This window comes from Thiohalobacter sp. IOR34, assembly GCF_030406045.1.
Lineage (GTDB): Bacteria > Pseudomonadota > Gammaproteobacteria > Thiohalobacterales > Thiohalobacteraceae.
Genome location: NZ_CP128988.1, coordinates 396,162 through 413,620, shown reverse-complemented (window position 1 = coordinate 413,620; position 17,459 = coordinate 396,162). Strand labels below are relative to the sequence as shown.

At 67.7% G+C, this 17,459-nt stretch carries 14 protein-coding genes, 1 other RNA gene and 2 riboswitches; of the genes, 8 read left to right on the top strand and 7 right to left on the bottom strand.

The genetic code is table 11. From position 1 onward, the window contains the following. Positions 1 to 9: 9 nt before the first annotated feature. From gcvT to QVG61_RS01950, 5 genes are all read right to left on the bottom strand, one after another. The gene (gene gcvT, locus QVG61_RS01970) at positions 10 to 1,107 is read right to left on the bottom strand and encodes a glycine cleavage system aminomethyltransferase GcvT (protein WP_289931643.1); all 1,098 of its coding nucleotides are present in this window, start codon (positions 1,105 to 1,107) and stop codon (positions 10 to 12) included. Between the two features lie 62 nt (positions 1,108 to 1,169). Further along, positions 1,170 to 1,269, bottom strand: a riboswitch (glycine riboswitch). Continuing rightward, positions 1,270 to 1,358, bottom strand: a riboswitch (glycine riboswitch). A gap of 33 nt (positions 1,359 to 1,391) precedes the next feature. Continuing rightward, positions 1,392 to 2,642, bottom strand: a complete 1,251-nt coding sequence (locus tag QVG61_RS01965; protein ID WP_289931642.1) for a UbiH/UbiF/VisC/COQ6 family ubiquinone biosynthesis hydroxylase — start codon at positions 2,640 to 2,642, stop codon at positions 1,392 to 1,394. A gap of 38 nt (positions 2,643 to 2,680) precedes the next feature. Then, on the bottom strand, positions 2,681 to 3,931 hold the full coding sequence (ubiH, locus tag QVG61_RS01960; protein ID WP_289931641.1) for a 2-octaprenyl-6-methoxyphenyl hydroxylase: 1,251 nt from the start codon (positions 3,929 to 3,931) through the stop codon (positions 2,681 to 2,683). Then, positions 3,924 to 5,270 (bottom strand): Xaa-Pro aminopeptidase, encoded by a 1,347-nt coding sequence (gene pepP, locus QVG61_RS01955; RefSeq protein WP_289931640.1) that lies wholly within the window; start codon positions 5,268 to 5,270, stop codon positions 3,924 to 3,926. The genes ubiH and pepP overlap by 8 nt, the downstream gene beginning before the upstream one ends. 18 nt (positions 5,271 to 5,288) lie before the next feature. Further along, a complete protein-coding gene (locus QVG61_RS01950) occupies positions 5,289 to 5,852 on the bottom strand; it encodes a YecA family protein (protein ID WP_289931639.1) in 564 nt (187 codons plus the stop codon). A gap of 176 nt (positions 5,853 to 6,028) precedes the next feature. Here QVG61_RS01950 and QVG61_RS01945 point away from each other — a divergent pair, with 176 nt between their 5' ends. The 6 genes from QVG61_RS01945 (at position 6,029) to QVG61_RS01920 (ending at position 10,622) form a co-directional block, all read left to right on the top strand. Beyond that, entirely contained in the window at positions 6,029 to 6,241 is a 213-nt protein-coding gene (locus tag QVG61_RS01945) for a TIGR02449 family protein (protein WP_354671198.1), read from the top strand. Then, a complete protein-coding gene (locus tag QVG61_RS01940; protein WP_289931637.1) occupies positions 6,238 to 6,558 on the top strand; it encodes a cell division protein ZapA in 321 nt (106 codons plus the stop codon). The genes QVG61_RS01945 and QVG61_RS01940 overlap by 4 nt, the downstream gene beginning before the upstream one ends. Before the next feature lie 42 nt (positions 6,559 to 6,600). Next, a non-coding RNA gene (ssrS, locus tag QVG61_RS01935) (6S RNA) lies at positions 6,601 to 6,783 on the top strand. A gap of 33 nt (positions 6,784 to 6,816) precedes the next feature. After that, the gene (locus QVG61_RS01930) at positions 6,817 to 7,419 is read left to right on the top strand and encodes a 5-formyltetrahydrofolate cyclo-ligase (protein ID WP_289931636.1); all 603 of its coding nucleotides are present in this window, start codon (positions 6,817 to 6,819) and stop codon (positions 7,417 to 7,419) included. Continuing rightward, entirely contained in the window at positions 7,416 to 7,874 is a 459-nt protein-coding gene (locus QVG61_RS01925) for an EVE domain-containing protein (RefSeq protein WP_289931635.1), read from the top strand. Before QVG61_RS01930 ends, QVG61_RS01925 begins: the two co-directional genes overlap by 4 nt. Positions 7,875 to 8,195: 321 nt before the next feature. Next, complete coding sequence (locus QVG61_RS01920; protein WP_289931634.1) at positions 8,196 to 10,622, top strand: fatty acid cis/trans isomerase; 2,427 nt, start codon at positions 8,196 to 8,198, stop codon at positions 10,620 to 10,622. Positions 10,623 to 10,638: 16 nt separating this feature from the next. Here the strand turns inward: QVG61_RS01920 and ilvA are convergent, their stop codons facing one another. Beyond that, a complete protein-coding gene (ilvA, locus tag QVG61_RS01915; protein WP_289931633.1) occupies positions 10,639 to 12,171 on the bottom strand; it encodes a threonine ammonia-lyase, biosynthetic in 1,533 nt (510 codons plus the stop codon). A gap of 358 nt (positions 12,172 to 12,529) precedes the next feature. On the opposite strand from ilvA, the gene rpiA reads away from it, so the two are divergent. Together rpiA and QVG61_RS01905 are read left to right on the top strand one after the other, a co-directional pair. Next, the gene (gene rpiA, locus QVG61_RS01910; protein WP_289931632.1) at positions 12,530 to 13,195 is read left to right on the top strand and encodes a ribose-5-phosphate isomerase RpiA; all 666 of its coding nucleotides are present in this window, start codon (positions 12,530 to 12,532) and stop codon (positions 13,193 to 13,195) included. Between the two features lie 10 nt (positions 13,196 to 13,205). Next, positions 13,206 to 13,406: a DUF2905 domain-containing protein gene (locus QVG61_RS01905; protein ID WP_289931630.1), complete on the top strand. Its 201-nt coding sequence runs from the start codon at positions 13,206 to 13,208 to the stop codon at positions 13,404 to 13,406. A gap of 7 nt (positions 13,407 to 13,413) precedes the next feature. Here QVG61_RS01905 and QVG61_RS01900 read toward each other — a convergent pair whose 3' ends face one another. After that, a complete protein-coding gene (locus QVG61_RS01900) occupies positions 13,414 to 17,253 on the bottom strand; it encodes a DUF3683 domain-containing protein (protein WP_289931629.1) in 3,840 nt (1,279 codons plus the stop codon). Positions 17,254 to 17,459: the final 206 nt, after the last annotated feature.

Below are 17,459 nucleotides of genomic sequence, written 5' to 3'. Positions count from 1 at the left end.
AGCTCAGGTTCAGTTGGAAAGTTCGATCTTCGCCTCGCCATGGCGGACGAAGGGCGGCTGCACCAGCCGCACCGGCTGCGGCCGGTCGCGGATCTCCACCTCGACCCGCGCCGGATCGGCGCCGGCAGGGATGCGCGCCAGGGCGATGGAACGCCCCAGGGTGGGTGAAAAGCCACCGCTGGTGATCTCGCCCTCACCAGCCGTGGTCAGCACCCGCTGGTGCGCGCGCAGCACCCCCTTGCCCTCCAGCAGCAACCCCACCAGGCGGCGCGGCACACCGGCCTCGCGCTGCGCCTCCAGCGCGGCGCGGCCGATGAAGTCCCGCTCCGCCGGCTCCCAGGCCACCGTCCACTCCAGGCCGGCCTCGAGCGGCGAGGTGTCCTCGGTCATGTCGCTGCCATAGAGGTTCATGCCGGCCTCCAGGCGCAGGGTGTCGCGGGCGCCGAGGCCGACCGGGCGCACGCCCAGCTCGGCCAGCGCATCCCACAGGCGCTGGGCATCGGCCGCCGGCAGGATCAGCTCGAAGCCGTCCTCGCCGGTGTAACCGGTGCGGGCCACGAACCAGTCGCCCCCGGCCAGGGCGAAGAAGGGCCGCAGCTCGGCGGCATCGTCGCGCAGTTCCGCAGGCAGCAGCTCCAGCACCCGGTGCCGGGCGTTCGGCCCCTGCACGGCGATCATCGCCAGCTCCGGCCGTTCGCGCAGCTCGACACCGAAGGGCTCGGCCTGGCGGCGCAGCCAGGCGAGGTCCTTGTCGCGGGTGGCGGCATTGACCACCAGGCGGAAGAAGTCCTCGCGCAGAAAATAGACGATCAGATCGTCGATCACCCCGCCCCGCTCGTCGAGCATGCAGGAATAGAGCGCCCGGCCAGGGGCCTGCAGGCGATCGATGTTGTTGGCGAGCAGCTTGCGCAGGAAGGCCCGGCCGTGTTCGCCGAACAGATCGACCACGGTCATGTGCGAGACGTCGAACATGCCGGCGTCATTGCGCACCGCGTGGTGTTCCTCGATCTGGGAACCGTAGTGGATGGGCATCACCCAGCCGGCGAAATCGACCATCTTGCCGCCCATGCGGACGTGCGCGTCATACAGTGGCGTGTGCTTGCCCATCGTGCTGACTCCCCGGGATCTCGGCGGCCGCGCCGGACAACAGGCGGCGGACGGCTGCATACCGTCGCCCCTCTGTCCAAGAACCTGAGAGTTTCGGCACCCGCTGGATGCCTGGCCCCTTCGGTGGGCCACCTCGCGGAAGCGGCCGCTCTCCAGAGTCAACGTCCCGCTGCGGTCCTGGTGCCTGAGCGTTTCCGGGCGAGTTGCGCCTTCGGCGTCCGGCAGGGCCGGCTCTCTCCCGCAACGGCTGTCGTTGAGGGGGCGACTATACCCCGGGCCGGGTCTCAGGCCAAGCCTGCCCCGGCTGCGGAAATGTGCGGCCGTGCCAGAGCCGGCAGGTCGCCGTCCAGGCCCATGGCATGGCGCACCAGCAGGGTCTTCAGCGGTGTCAGGCGGTCGGCCAGGCCGAGGCCCAGACCGCGCAGCCGCTGCAGCGGGGGCAGCTCGCTGCCGAACAGATGCTTGAAGCCGTCCATCGCCAGCATCATCGCCAGGTTGTCACCGCGCCGCCAGCGTTCGTACTTGCGCAGCGCCGACAGGCCACCGATGTCGCGGCCACGCTCGCGGGTCCCGGCCAGCACCTCGGCCAGGGCGGCGGCATCGAGCAGGCCGAGATTGACCCCCTGCCCGGCCAGCGGATGGATGACATGGGCGGCATCGCCGACCAGCGCCAGGCGCGGCTCGACATAGCGTTCCGCATGCTGCCTCGCCAGCGGAAAACGGGCCCGCTCGCCAACTGCGGTGATCGCCCCCAGGCGGTAATCGAAGGCCTCGCCCAGACGGGCGCGGAATGCCGCCTCGTCGAGGGCGCAGAGTTCCTCGGCCTGTTCGGGTGTCGTCGACCAGACGATGGAGCTGCGACCGTCGGCCAGCGGCAGGAAGGCCAGCGGCCCCTCCGCCAGGAAGCGCTGCCAGGCGGTCGCCGGGTTGGGACGCTCGGTGCTCACCACACAGACCACGGCCTGCTGCCGGTAGTCGTAACGCTGCACCGGGATGGCGGCCCGCTCGCGGACCCTGGAGCCCTTGCCGTCGGCGGCCACCAACAGCTTGGCGCCGAGCTGGCGGCCGTCGCCCAGGCGCACCCGCACCGCGTCGCCAGCCGTCTCGAAATCCGTCACCTCGGCCGGGCACAGCCGCTGCACGCCGGGCAGCGCCTCCAGCCGCTCCATCAGCGCGGCGACCATCACCCGCTGCTCGATGATGTGTCCCAGCACCGGCTCACCGATCTCGGCGGCATCGAAGCGGATCCGCCCGCCGCTGGCGGCGTCCCAGACCTCCATCGCCTCGTAGGGGCTGACCCCGCGTGCCAGCATCCCCGGCCAGGCGTCAAGATTCTCGAAGATGCGCTGCGAGGCGACGGTAACGGCATAGACCCGCAGGTCGACGCTGCCCGCCGGCCAGTCGGTCGCCGGCGGCCGCGCCTCGATCAGGCCGACGCGGAACCCCACCTCGCCCAGGGCACAGGCCAGGGTGGCACCGACACAGCCGCCACCGGCGATGAGGACATCGAAAGCGCTTGAATCGTTCACTGTCATGGTTCCTGCGGATCTGGAAGATGATCGCGACCTGGCGATCACGCCTTCCTCTCCTGCCCCCTAAGTCCCAACTCCAGTCCACGCGCCAGCCGCGGCAGACGTCCGGCACGGCCCATGGCCAGCCGGCCGAACTGGCGCTTCAGTGGCGGCAACAGATCGAAGGCCAGCAGGCCGAGGTCGCGGGCCCAGGCCACAGGCGGCAGCGGGTTGCCAAACAGCCGCAGCAGCAGCTCGGTGAAGGCCATCACCCGCCGCTGGTCGGCGGCCCGCCACCCGGCATAGCGGTCCAGCACCTGCAGGGCACCGGGATCCTCGCCGGCGCGCACGGCGTCGACGATCACCTCGGCCAGGGCCGCGACGTCGCGCAGACCGAGATTGAAGCCCTGGCCGGCAATGGGATGCAGGGTGTGCGCCGCATTGCCGATCAGCGCCAGCCGCGACCGCACCGCCTCCCTGGCACGCAGCAGTGACAGGGGGTAGACATCGCGCCGGCCGACCTTCAGAAAGCGACCCAGGCGGTAGCCGAAACGGTCCTGCAGGGCGGCGAGGAAGGCCGCGTCGTCCAGCGCCAGCACCTCGTCGACCGCTTCCCGGGCCAGGGTCCAGACCAGGGCGCAGCGCTCGCCGTCCAGCGGCAGCAGAGCCAGGGGGCCGCTGTCGGTGAAGCGCTCGTAAGCCACCTGTCGATGCGGCCGCTGGGGGGTGACATTGGCGATCAGGGCCGTCTGTCCGTAGTCCCGCACCCGGGTTGCGATGCCGAGCTGCTCGCGGATGGGCGAGCGGCTGCCGTCCGCCGCCACCAGCAGACGCGCGCCGAGCCGGCGCTGCCGGCCGTCCTGCTCGATATCGACCTGCACCTGCGCCTCGTCCAGCGCCACCTCGACGAAACGGGCCGGACAGAGCAGCTCCACGTCCTCCAGCTCGGCCAGCCGCCGGCCCAGCACCACGCCCATGTCGCGCCCCAGGGCCACGTAGCCGAGCGCCGCTACCCCCGCCTCGCCGGCATCGAGGCGGGCGAAGCCGAAGCGGCCCCGGTCGGAGATGTGGATGCGTTCGATGGGACTGGCATGGGGCGCCAGCGCCGGCCAGAGCCCCATGCCCTGGAAGATGCACTGCGAACCCTGGGCCAGGGCGATGGCCCGGTCGTCGTAACCCGGCGCGTCGGCGGCCTCGAAGGGATGGGCCTCGATCAGGCCGATGCGCAACCCCTGGCCACCCAGGGCGCAGGCCAGACTGGCGCCGACCAGGCCGCCGCCGGCGATGAGGATGTCGTAGCTGTCGTCAGTCATCGCCTGCCATCAACGCCTCGATCTCGTCCACCGTCTTGGGCACCCCCTCGCTGATCACCTCGCAGCCGTCGCGGGTGACCACCACATCGTCCTCGATGCGGATGCCGATGTTCCACCACTTCTTCGCCACACCCTTGCTGCCGGCCGGGATGTACAGGCCAGGCTCGACGGTCAGCACCATGCCCGGCTCCAGCACTCGCCAGGCGCCGCCGACCTTGTAGTCACCGACGTCGTGCACGTCCATGCCCAGCCAGTGACCGGTGCGGTGCATATAGAAACGCCGGTAGGCCTCGTCGCGAATCAGTCGCGACAGCTGACCCTTGAGCAGGCCGAGTTCCAGCAGGCCACGGGTCAGCACCCGCACCGCCGCATCGTGCGGATCGTTCCAGTGATTGCCGGGGCGCACCTTGCGGATCGCCGCCCGCTGCGCCGCCAGCACCAGCTCGTACAGGGTCCGCTGCGGCTTGCTGAACACGCCGTTGACCGGGAAGGTGCGGGTGATATCGGAGGCATAGCAGCCCAGTTCGGCCCCGGCGTCGATCAGCAGCAGATCGCCGTCCTGCAACGGGGCATTGTTCTCGGTGTAGTGCAGGATGCAGCCGTTCTCGCCGCCGCCGACGATGGGCGAATAGGCGTGTTCGCAGCCGTGGCGGCGGAACTCGTGGGCAAACTCCGCCTCGATCTCGTATTCCATCAGCCCCGGCCGGCAGGCGCGCATGGCGCGCACATGGGCGGCAGCGGCAATCCGTGCCGCCCGGCGCATCAGGCGCAGCTCGCCGGCGCTCTTGTACAGCCGCATGTCGTGCAGCAGGTGTTCCAGGGCGACGAACTCGTCCGGCGCCCGCTGCCCGGCACGCCCCGCCTCACGGATGCGGTTCACCCAGCCGATCACCCGGGCGTCGAACTCCGGCTGAACCCCCATGGTGTAGAAGACCCGTTCCCGCCCCTCCAGCAGGCCAGGCAGGATGTCGTCGATGTCACCGATGGGAAAGGCGTCGTCGGCACCATAGTCGGCCACGGCGCCCTCCGGGCCGGCGCGGCGGCCGGTCCAGGTCTCCTTGTCCGCGTCCCGCTCCCGGCAGAAGAGCAGGAACTCGCCATGCTTGCGGCCCGGCACCAGCACCAGCACCGCCTCGGGCTCGGGAAAACCGCTCAGATAAAAGAAGTCGCTGTCGGGGCGGTAAGGGTACTCGACGTCGCGGTTGCGCAGCCGTTCCGGCGCCGTGGGCAGGATGGCGATGGCGTCCCGCCCCATCATGCGCATCAGCTGCCGGCGGCGGCGGGCATATTCGGCCGGTTTCAGACCTGCATCCGGCTGGACGGCTCTGCTTCTGCTCATGCTGCTGCCCCCCCGCAGCTACTGCAGACGCGGCGGCGCCTTCAGCGGCGTCAGCTCCTCGGCGAGCAGCAACACCCCGAGGCGCACGTATTCGACGATCTGCACATAGTCCTCCTCGTCGGCCTCGCCGGCCTGCTCGGCGTCGAAAGCCAGGCGCGCGATCTCCGCCAGATCGCCGAGCAGCTCGCGGGCCTCCGCGGAGGACAGGGCGTTCTCCTGCACCCCACCGAGGCCGATGCCGCCGAGAAAGGCATCGCACCAGGCAGCCAGCGCCTCGGCCCGGTCACCGAGCGGTTCATCGTCGTCCGGCAGCAACAGCGAAAGCCCCAGCTCCGGGTCGTGCAGCGCCCGCTGCAGCTCGCCGCCCAGGTGCTCGACCCGCTCCAGGCACTGGCGCACGGCGAGATTGTTGGCATCCGGCGCCTCGTCGAAGAGTTCACCGCGCCACAGGGACGGCTCCAGGCGACCGGTGGCACACAACAGGCCGCACAACAGGCCCTGCACCTCGGCGGCATCCAGTGCCGCCTCGGCGCGCGCCAGGTCGTCTTCCAGTTGCTGGTAGCTGAGACTGTTCTGATCCATGGGGGTCCGGCCGGGTATCTGGAGCCGGTTATTATGACACAAGGCCGTCGGAGCGGCCCCGGCCGGGGCCTCACCCGGGACGCCACCAGGCCCGGGGCGACCACCGGCACGAAGATTGACCCCTGAAGGGCCGCGAATTATATTGATCAGTCATGGAAAAAGACAGCGCACAACTGATGGCGGAACAGGAGCTCAAGCGGCTGGAATTCCGTCTCGACGAGCTGATCCAGACGGTCGCCCACCTGAAGGCGGAGAACCGTTCGCTGCGCGCCCAGCAGCAGAGCCTGACCACCGAACGCGCCCAGCTGATCGAACGCAACGAGACGGCGCGCAGCCGGGTCGAGGCCATGATCAACCGGCTCAAGGCCATGGAGCAGGGGGCATCATGAACGCCAAGGGCGCGCCCAGGGGCGTCTCGGTGCGCATCCTCGACAAGGAATACATGGTCGCCTGCGGCGAGGACGAGCGCGACGCGCTGATTGCCTCCGCCGAATACCTCAATGGCAAGATGCGCGAGATCCGCGACAGCGGCAAGGTCATCGGCATTGACCGCATCGCCGTGATGGCCGCCCTCAACCTGGCCCATGAACTGCTGCTGCAGCAGAACCGCAAGAACGACTACCACCAGACGATGAGCGCTCGCATCCGCAGCCTGCAGGAAAAGATCGAGGTAGCGCTCAATCAGGGCAACCAGCTCGAATTCTGACACCCCACCAGCGCGCCTGCTCTGGTATACTCGCCCGGCAGACACCCCCTGCGTTGTGCGTTAGCGGACTTTTAATTCCTGAGCCGACAATCATCGACCCCGGGGACATGGCTGGCACCGATCGGTGTGCATGACCGCGATGACGGTAAGCCTGAAGACGGTGACGTTGTCCCCACTTGAACTTCCGGTTCAGGTCGACGGCCGCGACGGCAGGGCGGAGGGTGTCGCCTCTTTCAGGAATCCGCTCCCACACCGACCATGACTTCCCGCAGCCAGATCCGCCAGCAGGTTCGCGAGCAGCGCCGCGCCCTTTCACCCCGCGAGCGCGAGGCGGCCGCCTGGGCCCTGGCCGACGAACTCGGCCGCCAGCGCCTGTTCCGCAACGCCCGGCACCTCGCCGCCTACCTTGCCGTGGATGGCGAGATGGACCCCCTGCCGCTGATGCTGCGCGCCTGGGAGATGGGCAAGCAGGTCTATCTGCCGGTGCTGATCCCGGTCGGCGGCAACCGCCTGTGGTTCGCCCCCTACCAGCCAGGCGATCCGCTGACCCCCAACCGCTTCGGCATCCCGGAACCACTGCGCGCCGCTCGCCAGCGCATCCCGCCGCAGCGCCTGGACCTGGTGCTCACCCCCCTGGTGGCCTTCGACGAACAGGGTCACCGGCTGGGCATGGGCGGCGGCTTCTACGACCGCAGCTTCGCCTATCTCCGGCGTCACCGGCACTGGCTGCGGCCGCATCTGGTCGGCCTGGCCTACGACTTCCAGCGCCGGCCGGCCCTGCCGGCGGCGGACTGGGACGTGCCGCTGAGCGCCGTCGCCACCGAGCAACGACTCTATCTACCCCAGGAAACTGTCCGATGAACCATTGGTTGATGAAGTCCGAACCGGACGTGTTCGGCATCGACGATCTGCAGCAGGCGCCCGGCGGGACCGACCACTGGGACGGCGTGCGCAACTACCAGGCACGCAACATGATGCGCGACCAGATGAAGAAGGGCGACCTGGTGTTCTTCTACCATTCCAACTGCGCCGAACCCGGCATCGTCGGCATCATGAAGGTGGTCCGTGAGGGTTATCCGGACCCGACTGCCTTCGACCCGGAAGAAAAGTACTACGACCCCAAGAGCGATCCCGACAAGCCGCGCTGGTACATGGTGGACGTGAAGTTCGTGCGCAAGCTGAAACGCAACATCCCGCTGGCCGAACTCAAGGCCTGCCCGGAACTGGCGGAAATGCCCCTGGTCCGCAAGGGCAACCGGCTATCGATCATGCCGGTGACCAAGGCGCAGTGGGACTTCATCCTCAGTCTGGAATAGCAAGCGACGGCAAGGCCGGATGCCCGGCAGGCGGCAGGGATCAAGCCGCCGCCGTTCTGCTAGCCCGCATATTGCACGAAGGATTCGAGTTTCAGGGCGAATCTGGCCAAGCAGTTTGTTCGATCGCCCGCCGAAGCATAGCCGTCGCTATGGTTCAAGGGGGATCGGGCGAAATGCGACGCCAGATTTGGTCTGAACTCGAATAGGCACAAACCGTAACAGGGCACAATTGCCCGCATAGGGAATCACTGCCTTGATAAATACCGGAAAAATTACCCATGCAAGGCCGACTTCGTGCAATATGCGGGCTAACATGGGGCCGTGACTAAGCCGCCCCCATTCCTGCGCCGGAAGAAACGGACAGCCACCCTCCTGGCCCTGCTGCTGCTCTCGCTCCTCCTGTTCCACAACCTGTCCGGCCCCTCGCTCACCATGGGCACGGCAACGCCGCTTGCCTCGCCCCCCCTGCCGGACCTGGCCGACACCCCGGTGGACTTCGAGACCCGGGTCAGACCGATCCTGGAGAAGCGCTGCGTGGTCTGCCACGGCTGTTACGACGCCCCCTGCCAGCTGAAGCTCTCCTCCATCGAGGGCCTGCGACGCGGCGCCAGCAAGGCCCGCGTCTACGACGCCACCCGCCTCCGTCCGGCACCGCCCAGCCGCCTGTTCGTCGACGCTCAAACCACCGAGGAATGGCGCCGGCGTGGTTTCTTCCCGGTACTCAACGAAGGACCGGCAACGGCGGAGGACAACCTGGGAAACTCACTGCTGTACCGGCTGCTGCAACTGAAGCAGCAGCATCCGCAGCCGCGCACCGGGCGCCTGCCCGACAGCTTCACCCTCGGCCTGGACCGCGAACAGAGCTGCCCGACGCTGGAGACGGTGGACGACTTCGCCCGCCGCCACCCGATGTGGGGGATGCCCTACGCCATGCCGAATCTCACCGACCAGGAGTATCGGACCCTGGTTGCCTGGCTGGCCCAGGGCGCGCCCGCGCCGCCCCCCGCCGCACCGTCGGCCGCGGCACGGCCCCAGATCCGCAGCTGGGAGACCTTCCTCAACCAGCCGTCCCGCAAACAGCGGCTGGTCAGCCGCTATCTGTACGAACACCTGTTTCACGCCCACATCCACTTTGCCGGCACGCCGGCGCGGGAATTCTATCGCCTGGTACGGTCCACCACGCCGCCGGGCGAGCCGATTGTCGAAATCGCCACGGCACGCCCCTTCGACGATCCCGGGCAGGCGGCCTTCTACTACCGGCTGCGCCGCTACCCGCCAAGCATCGTTGCCAAGAACCATGCCGTCTACGAGCTTTCCGGACAGCGCATGGCGCGCTACCGCCAGCTCTTCCTGGCCCCGGACTACCGGGTCGAGCGTCCCCTGAGCTACGAACCGCAGCTCACCTCGAACCCGTTCAAGATATTTGCCGAGATTCCCGCCGAATCCCGCTACCGCTTCCTGCTCGACGACGCCCACTTCTTCATCGAGGGCTTCGTCAAGGGCCCTGTGTGCCGGGGCCAGATCGCCCTGAGCGTCATCGAGGATCAGTTCTGGGTGTTGTTCTTCGATCCGGACCGGCCCCTGCTCACCAACAGCACCCGCTTCGTCGGCACCCTGGCGGACGAACTGGAGACACCCGCCGGCAAGGTCGGTGATCTGGACCTGCTCGGCATCTGGACCGACTACTGGCAACGCCAGCGCCGCTACATGGCCAGCAAACAGGCCTGGTTCGAGAACCTCGGCACGCACGATCTCGACCATGCCGTGGGCTATATCTGGGATGGCGAGGGACAGAATCCGAACGCCGCCCTGACCGTCTTCCGCCACTTCGACAGCGGCTCGGTGGCCTATGGCCTGGTGGGAAGCGAGCCGGAGACGGCCTGGATCATCGACTATCCGCTGTTCGAGCGCATCCACTACCTGCTGGTCGGCGGTTACGACGTGTATGGCAATCTCGTCCACCAGCTGAACACCCGGATCTACATGGACTTCCTGCGCATGGAGGGCGAGGACAACTTTCTGGCATTCCTGCCCGCCGAACGGCGCAAGGCAATACGGGACAGCTGGTACGTCGGCCAGCGCAGCGGCATCGAGAAGCTGTTCTCCGGACCCCAGGACTGGCTGCGCGTCGACGCGGTACGCGGCTACCGGAGCGACGACCCGCAGCACGAACTGTATCAGCGGCTAAGGCAGCGCCTGGCCGGCATCGAACAACCTGCCCGGGCCATGAACCGCTGCGGCGGCACAGGCTGTCTGACTCAGGCCACGGACAGCGAAGAGGCCCAGGCGGACCGGGCCATGGCGGCCATCGCCCGTTTGCGCGGAGCAAAGCTGCACGCCTTTCCGGACATTGCCTTTGTCCGGGTCAGGATGGAGAAGGCGAAAGAGGATCTGGCCTATACGCTGATCCGCAACAAGGCATACCAGAACGTCACCTCCTTTCTCGCCGACGAAAGCGAGCGCAACCGCGCCGATATCGAGCGTGACACCATGAGCGTGGTCAAGTGGCTGGAGAGCTCATACCCGAACTTCTTTTTCTCGGTGGCGCTGTCGGAGATCGACGACTTCACCCGGCGCTGCGCCGCCATCCGCAACAGACAGGACTACCAGCGGTTCGTCGACCGCTATGGCGTGCGGCGCACCGACCCCGCCTTCTGGGAACTCGCCGACTGGTTTCAGGAACGCTACGCCAGAACCCATCCGCGCAGGTCGGGACTGTTCGACCTGAACCGCTACCAGAACCTCTGAGCTGCGCCAGCCGCGATCAGCCGGACGGGCTGCGGGGCGCGAGGAACAGATCGTAGGCGGGGTTGCCGGTCTCCTCCCAGCAGCGATAGCCGACGCTGTCGAGGAAACTGCGGAAGCGCGCGCGGTCGGCGGGCGGCACCTGGATACCGACCAGCACCCGGCCGTAGGCGGCGCCGTGGTTGCGGTAGTGGAACAGGCTGATGTTCCATTTCTGGCCGATGGCGGTCAGAAAGCGCAGCAACGCCCCCGGCCGCTCCGGGAACTCGAAGCGGTAGAGAATCTCGTGTTCCACGCCCTGCGCATGCCCGCCGACCATGTGCCGCACATGAAGCTTGGCCATCTCGTTGTCGGTCATGTCGAGCACCGGATAGCCCTCCTTCTCCAGGCGCTCGATGATGCGCAGCCGTTCCTCCTCGCCACTGCTTAGCTCGACGCCGGCGAACACCCGGGCCTGGCTGGCATGGGAATAGCGGTAGTTGAACTCGGTGATGCTGCGTTGGCCCAGCGCCTTGCAGAAGCGCCGGAAGCTGCCCGGACGCTCGGGGATGGTCACCGCCAGCAACGCCTCACGCCGTTCGCCCAGCTCGGCCCGTTCGGCGACATGCCGCAGGCGGTCGAAGTTGATGTTGGCGCCACTGTTGATGGTCACCAGCTCGGCATCGCGCAGGCCGCTGGCGGCGACGTATTTCTTCATCCCGGCCAGCGACAGCGCCCCGGCCGGCTCGACAATGGAGCGGGTATCGTCATAGATGTCCTTGATCGCCGCACAGATCTCGTCGGTGCTGACCAGGATCACCTCGTCGACGAAGCGGCGCGCCAGGCTGAAGGGCTCCTTGCCGACCAGCCGCACCGCCGCCCCATCGGCGAAGATGCCGACCTGCTTCAGCTCGACCCGCCGGCGGCGGGCCAGAGACGTGTGCAGGCTGGGCGCATCGTCCGGTTCCACGCCGACGATGCGGATCTCCGGGCGCAGCGCCTTGACGTAGGCGGCGATGCCGGCGATCAGCCCGCCACCCCCGACCGGCACGAAGATCACCTCCGGCGAACCGCTGTGCTGACGCAGGATCTCCATGCCCACCGTCCCCTGGCCGGCGATCACCAGCGGGTCGTCGAAGGGATGGATGAACACCAGGCCACGTTCCTCGGCCAGCTGCCGGGCATGAGCATGGGCCTCGTCGTAGCTGTCGCCGTGCAACACGATGCGCGCCCCCAGGGACCGCACCGAGGCGGTCTTGATCTGTGGCGTGGTCCGCGGCATGACGATCAGCGCCTTGATGCCGCGCCGCTGCGCACCCAGCGCCACCCCCTGGGCATGATTGCCGGCCGAGGCGGCGATCACGCCGCGCGCGCACTCCGCATCGGAGAGGTGGGCGATCTTGTTGTAGGCACCGCGCAGCTTGAAGGAGAAGACCGGCTGCAGATCCTCGCGCTTGATCCACACCCGGTTGCCGCAACGCTCGCTGAGCCGCTGCGCATACTCCAGCGGCGTCTCCCGCGCGACGTCATAGACACGGGCGTTGAGGATCATCTTCAGGTAACGATCAGGCATGCAGCGATGATAGCACGGCACCAGAGCCCGGAAACTTGCGCCTCCTGGATTCTATGGCGGCATTTTATGCCGCATCTGGCTCCTGGCTCCTGGCTCCTGGCTCCTGGCTCCTGGCTCCTGGCTCCTGGCTCCTGGCTCCTGGCTCCTGGCTCCTGGCTCCTGGCTCCTGGCTCCTGGCTCCTGGCTTCTGGCTTCTGGCTTCTGGCTTCTGGCTTCTGGCTTCTGGATTCTGGATTCTATAGCAGCGTTTTGCCCGCATCGCGGCCTGGAGGCCGCTCCTACCCTCTCTCTCCTGGCCCCTGACTTCCGTCTTCCTGTATCATTCCCGCAACGACTTGCATTGCATGGAGACAGGCAGATGAACCAGGATGAACTCAAGCGCCAGGTCGCCGAGGCGGCCCTGGAATACGTGGTGCCCGGCACCGTGATCGGTGTCGGCACCGGCTCCACCGCCAACATGTTCATCGATGCCCTGGCCGGCATCAAGGGCCGCATCGAGGGCACCGTGGCCAGTTCAGTGGCCAGCGCCGAGCGGCTCAAGAGTCACGGCATCCCGGTCTTCGATCTCAACTCGGTGGATGGCCTCTCGGTGTACATCGACGGCGCCGACGAGTCCAACCGCTATCTGCACCTGATCAAGGGTGGCGGCGGCGCGCTGACCCGCGAGAAGATCGTTGCCGGCGCCGCGGAGAAGTTCGTCTGCATCGCCGACGAGTCCAAGCTGGTCGATGTGCTCGGCGCCTTCCCGCTGCCTATCGAGGTGATCCCCATGGCCCGCAGCTTCGTCGCCCGCGAACTGGTCAAGCACGGCGGGCGCCCGGTACTGCGCGAGGGTTTTACCACCGACAACGGCAACATCATCCTCGACGTTCACGATCTGCAGATCATGGAACCGGCCAGGCTGGAAGACGAGCTGAACAACATCCCCGGCGTCGTCACCGTTGGCATCTTCGCCCTGCGCCCCGCTGACGTGCTGCTGCTCGGTACCCAGGAAGGGGTGAGGACCCTGACCGGCAAGGGCTGAACAGCGCGCCATGCAGCGCAGCCTGATCATTCTCGGCGCCCTGCTGCTGCTCCTCGGCATCCTCTGGCCCTGGCTCGGCCGGCTTGGCCTGGGCCGCTTGCCCGGCGACATCCTCATCGAACGCGACGGCTTCCGCTTCTACCTGCCGCTGACCAGCTCCATCTTGGTCAGTCTGGTGCTGAGCCTGCTGTTCTGGCTGCTGCGGCGCTGAAGCCGCCTCAGAGCAACACCCGCTCCACCCCACCCTCGCGCACGGCAGCGATGAACTGCCGCTGCCAGTCCTCACCCAGCAGCCGCTCGGCCAGCTCCTCGACGATATAGCGCGCCTCCAGGCCGGTGTCCGCGGCATAGCGGGACAGGCCCTGCTGGCAGGCCGGGCAGGCGGTGAGCAGCCGGATGCCGTCCACACCGACAGCCTCCGCGCCACCCAGGCTGGCGATGCCCTCGGTCAGCTCCTGCTGCTTGCGGAAGCGGATCTGGGTGGCGATGTCGGGCCGGGAGACGGCCAGGGTGCCGGCCTCGCCGCAGCAGCGGTCGGAGAGCTGCACCTCGCGGCCAAGCAGGCGGCCGGCCACCGCGAGCGGCGCATGGGTCTTCATCGGCGTGTGGCAGGGATCGTGATAGAGATAGCGCATGCCGTCCAGTCCCTCCAGCGAGACGCCCTTCTCCATCAGGTATTCATGGATGTCGAGCAGCCGGCAACCGGGAAAGATCTGCTCGAATTCGTACTCCATGAGCTGGTCCATGCAGGTGCCGCAGGAGACGATCACCGTCCGGATGTCCAGGTAGTTGAGGGTGTTGGCCACGCGGTGGAACAGCACCCGGTTGTCGGTGCTGATGCGCCGCCCACGCTCGGCATCGCCGGCCGCGGTCTGCGGGTAGCCACAGCACAGGTAACCCGGCGGCAGCACGGTCTGCGCGCCGACATGATGCAGCATGGCCAGGGTGGCCAGCCCGACCTGGCTGAACAACCGTTCCGAACCGCAGCCGGGGAAATAGAACACGGCATCCGAATCCTCGCCGACCCGTTGGGGATCGCGCAGGATCGGCACCTGCTTGCTGTCCTCCAGGCCAAGCTGGGCACGCAGGGTCTGTGCCGGCAACCCGGCCGGCATCGGCTTGGCGACGAAATTGATCACCTGACTCTTCAGTGACATGGCGCCGCTGGTGGCGGCCGGCGGCCGGCCGCGACCCGGCAGCGGCAGCCGTCGTGCCAGTGACCAGGCCAGGCGCTGCCCGCGGTAGCCCCATTCGATCATCGCCTTGCGCAGCAGATGGATGCTGCGCGGATCGGTGACGTTGAGGAAGGCCATCGCCGCCCAGGTCAGGGGGTTGCTGCGCTTCTGGCCACGGTTGCGCAGGATGTTGCGCATGCGCACCGTGACGTCGCCGAAGTCGATGTTCACCGGACAGGGGGCCAGACATTTGTGACATACCGTGCAATGGTCGCCGACATCGTTCATTTCATCGAAATGGCGGATCGACACCCCGCGCCGGGTCTGCTCCTCGTAGAGGAAGGCCTCGATGATCAGGCCGGTGGCGAGGATCTTGTTGCGCGGCGCATAGAGCAGGTTGGCGCGCGGGATGTGGGTATTGCACACCGGCTTGCACTTGCCACAGCGCAGGCAGTTGCGGATGTCATCGTTGAGCGCGCCCAGCTCGCTCTCCTCCAGCAGCAAGGCCTCCTGCTGCACCAGGCGCAGCGAGGGGGTGTAGGCATTGTCCAGCCCCGCGCCGGCGCGCAGCTTGCCGGGGTTGAAGCGGTCCTCGGGATCGACCTGCTGCTTGTAGCGTTCGAAGGCGGCGATGGCCTCGGGCTCCAGGTACTGGATCTTGGTCAGGCCGATGCCGTGTTCGCCGGAGATCACCCCGTCCAGCGAGCGTGCCAGGGCCATCACCCGGTCGACGATGCGCTCCGCCTCGTGCAGCATGCGGTAGTCGTTGGAATTGACCGGGATGTTGGTGTGCACATTGCCGTCGCCGGCGTGCATATGGGTGGCGACGAACAGCCGGCTGGAGCGGATCTCGGCGTGGATGGCATCCAGCCGTTCGACCAGCGCCTGCCATTCGCGGCCGGCGAAGATGTCCTTCAGCGGGCGCTCCACCTCGCGCCGGTAGGAGATGCGCAGCTCGCGGCGCAGCAGCAGGTCGAGCAGGGTGTCACCCTGGCGCAGCACCTCGTGCGCCAGACCGCCGGTCAGCTCCGGATGCCGCACGGCCGGCGCTTCGAGCTGCTCGAGGAGCGCCAGCCAGCGTTCCCGCACCGCCAGCAGATGCTCGCGCGCCGCATCGAGCTTGGCCTGGTCGATGGCCCGCCCCTCCTCGCTGGCCTCCCCCTCGGCGACCGGCACCTGTGCCGCGCCGCCAGCCAGGCAGTCGAGCACGGCGTCGATCATGTCCAGCTTGTTGCGGGTCGAGTACTCGATGTTGATGCGCTCGATGCCCTCGGCGTACTCCGCCAGGCGCTCCAGGGGAATAACCACGTCCTCGTTGATCTTGAAGGCGTTGGTGTGGGCGGCAATGGCAGCGGTACGCGCCCGGTCGAGCCAGAAGCGCTGCCGCGCCTCGGGACTGACGGCAATGAAGCCCTCGGCACCACGCGCATTGGCCATGCGCACCACCTGCGAGGCCGCCTCCGCGACCTGGTCCTCGTCGTCGCCGGAGACATCCGCCAGCAGCACCATCTTCGGCAGCTCGCGGCGTGGCGCCTTGGTGCTGTAGCTGACCGCCTTCACGTAGCGCTCGTCGAGGTGTTCCAGGCCGGAGAGCATCACCTGGGGATGGGCGTCCAGGTAATCCTTGGTCTCGACGATGGCCGGCACGGCACGGCGCAGATCGCTGCCGAAGAACTCCAGGCAGACGGTGCGGGTGAAGCGCGGCATGCGGTGCAGCACGAAGCGCGCCGAGGTGATGAGGCCGTCGCAGCCCTCCTTCTGCACACCGGGCAGGCCACCGAGGAACTTGTCGGTGACGTCCTTGCCCAGCCCTTCCTTGCGCAGGGCTCGTCCCGGCAGGCGCAGGATCTCGGGCTCGCCGAGCGGCGTGCGACCATCGGCCGCCAGCCGGCTGATGCGGAACTCGACCCATTCCTGTTCATGGATCTTGCCCAGGTTGTGATTGAGGCGCTCGACCTCCAGCCACTCGGCCTCGGGCGTGACCATGCGCCAGGAAACCAGGTTGTCCAGGGTGGTGCCCCACATCACCGCCTTCTTGCCGCCGGCGTTCATCGCCACGTTGCCGCCGATGGTAGAGGCGTCCTGCGAGGTGGGATCGACGGCGAACACATGGCCAGCCGCCTCGGCACGCTCCGAGACACGGCGCGTCACCACCCCGGCACCGGCGCGGATGGTGGCCACCTCGCCCTCGACGCCCTCCAGCCGGCGCTGTTCCACCGGCCCCAGTTCCTCCAGTTTCTCCAGGTTGATCACCGCCGTCTCGGCGGACAGCGGCACCCCGCTGCCGGTGTAGCCGGTGCCGCCGCCCCGGGCGATGATGCCGAGGCCGAGTTCGATGCAGGCCTCGACCACCCCCCGCACCTCGGTCTCACTGTCCGGCGTGATCACCACGAAGGGCATCTCCACGCGCCAGTCGGTGGCATCGGTGGCGTGGGCGACGCGGGCCAGACCGCCAAAATCGATGTTGTCTCGCCGCGTGACCCGCGCCAGGCGACGGCGGATGTGGGCCCGCAGGGTCCGGGCGCGAGGGAACCAGGCCTCGAAGGCCTGCACCGCCTCGCGCGCCCGGCCCGCCAGCAACAGGGCCTTCTCGTTGCCCTCGGCGCGCGCCACGATCTGGTCCAGCCGGTGATGCAGGGCATGGATCAGGGAGTCGAGGCGACTGGCATTCTCCAGCAGGTCGTCCTGGATGTAGGGGTTGCGATTGACCACCCACATGTCACCCATCACCTCGAACAGCATGCGCGCCGAGCGGCCGGTGCGGCGCTCGCCGCGCAGGGCGTTGAGCACCTCCCACATCTCCTCGCCGAGATAGCGGATGACGATCTCGCGATCGGAGAAAGAGGTGTAGTTGTAGGGGATTTCGCGGATGCGCGAGGGCATGCGGACGACCCTTAGGTGAATTGAATGTGTGGCGGCTATTCTAGCCGATTCCGGCGCCGGAATGAGCGCGGAATTCCCTTTCCCGGCTGGCCGCGGAACAACGAACCATGACCACGGGAAACACGGAAGGCACGGAAAAAGCCATAGCCACGAAACCCACTAAACCCACGAAAACCCGTACAAGGCATGCATGAAGGTCCGCCACA

What these genes read in the sequence shown, in the direction of transcription:
- QVG61_RS01930 (WP_289931636.1), top strand. Translation starts at nt 6,817, where the DNA reads ATGACTTCCCGCAGCCAGATCCGCCAGCAGGTTCGCGAGCAGCGCCGC.
- QVG61_RS01940 (WP_289931637.1), top strand. Translation starts at nt 6,238, where the DNA reads ATGAACGCCAAGGGCGCGCCCAGGGGCGTCTCGGTGCGCATCCTCGAC.
- QVG61_RS01900 (WP_289931629.1), bottom strand. Translation starts at nt 17,253, where the DNA reads ATGCCCTCGCGCATCCGCGAAATCCCCTACAACTACACCTCTTTCTCC.
- QVG61_RS01925 (WP_289931635.1), top strand. Translation starts at nt 7,416, where the DNA reads ATGAACCATTGGTTGATGAAGTCCGAACCGGACGTGTTCGGCATCGAC.
- ilvA (WP_289931633.1), bottom strand. Translation starts at nt 12,171, where the DNA reads ATGCCTGATCGTTACCTGAAGATGATCCTCAACGCCCGTGTCTATGAC.
- QVG61_RS01945 (WP_354671198.1), top strand. Translation starts at nt 6,029, where the DNA reads ATGGCGGAACAGGAGCTCAAGCGGCTGGAATTCCGTCTCGACGAGCTG.
- rpiA (WP_289931632.1), top strand. Translation starts at nt 12,530, where the DNA reads ATGAACCAGGATGAACTCAAGCGCCAGGTCGCCGAGGCGGCCCTGGAA.
- gcvT (WP_289931643.1), bottom strand. Translation starts at nt 1,107, where the DNA reads ATGGGCAAGCACACGCCACTGTATGACGCGCACGTCCGCATGGGCGGC.
- QVG61_RS01905 (WP_289931630.1), top strand. Translation starts at nt 13,206, where the DNA reads ATGCAGCGCAGCCTGATCATTCTCGGCGCCCTGCTGCTGCTCCTCGGC.
- QVG61_RS01965 (WP_289931642.1), bottom strand. Translation starts at nt 2,642, where the DNA reads ATGACAGTGAACGATTCAAGCGCTTTCGATGTCCTCATCGCCGGTGGC.
- pepP (WP_289931640.1), bottom strand. Translation starts at nt 5,270, where the DNA reads ATGAGCAGAAGCAGAGCCGTCCAGCCGGATGCAGGTCTGAAACCGGCC.
- ubiH (WP_289931641.1), bottom strand. Translation starts at nt 3,931, where the DNA reads ATGACTGACGACAGCTACGACATCCTCATCGCCGGCGGCGGCCTGGTC.
- QVG61_RS01950 (WP_289931639.1), bottom strand. Translation starts at nt 5,852, where the DNA reads ATGGATCAGAACAGTCTCAGCTACCAGCAACTGGAAGACGACCTGGCG.